Consider the following 561-nt stretch of genomic DNA (forward strand, 5'->3'; position numbering starts at 1 on the left):
GAGAGAAAGCCCTCTAAGAAGGCGTCATTGTCGGCAAGGGTACCCAAAGCCCTGACATCGTTTTGAACTTTGTCGTAGTCTATAGTCATTTGCCCGCCTCGCTTATCTGCCGCGAATACTCGACGATTCGCCGCGCCACAAACTCCGCCAACTTCACGGGGACAGCGTTCCCGATAGCCTGCTCAACGTCTGTCTTCTTGCCTTCCAGCACAAACTCCTCCGGAAAGGTCTGAAGGTAGCTGCGTTCTTTCGTAGTCAGTTCCCTAACTCCTCCGTCTGAGGGGTCGGCTTTGTCACCGTGGTGCTTTTTGTAGCCTTGCGGAATAGGTCTGTTAACTCCTCGGATGGTCGCGCTCGGCTCGTTGACGCTAAACACGCCTCTACGGTTGTAACTGCGCGGATGCATATAGTAAAACTGCGTTTGGAGCGTGTCTCCCAAATAGTCGCGAACCGTCATCTGTATCTTCGATTGCGCCAAGTCCAACATTCTTCCAAGGAAGTTGTCCTTTGCGCCCAACAGTCCAATCATAAAGAACCGTCTACGAGCCTGCGGCACACCAC

Annotated in this window: 1 protein-coding gene; it reads right to left on the reverse strand. The window is 53.1% G+C overall.

The features are described 5' to 3' along the window. Positions 1-85: 85 nt before the first annotated feature. Positions 86-561, reverse strand: a 476-nt coding sequence (locus B3W37_RS07035; RefSeq protein ID WP_483175187.1) for a DNA cytosine methyltransferase, incomplete at its 5' end; no start/stop codon positions are given.

Source organism: Syntrophomonas sp. UBA5494 (assembly GCF_002426325.1).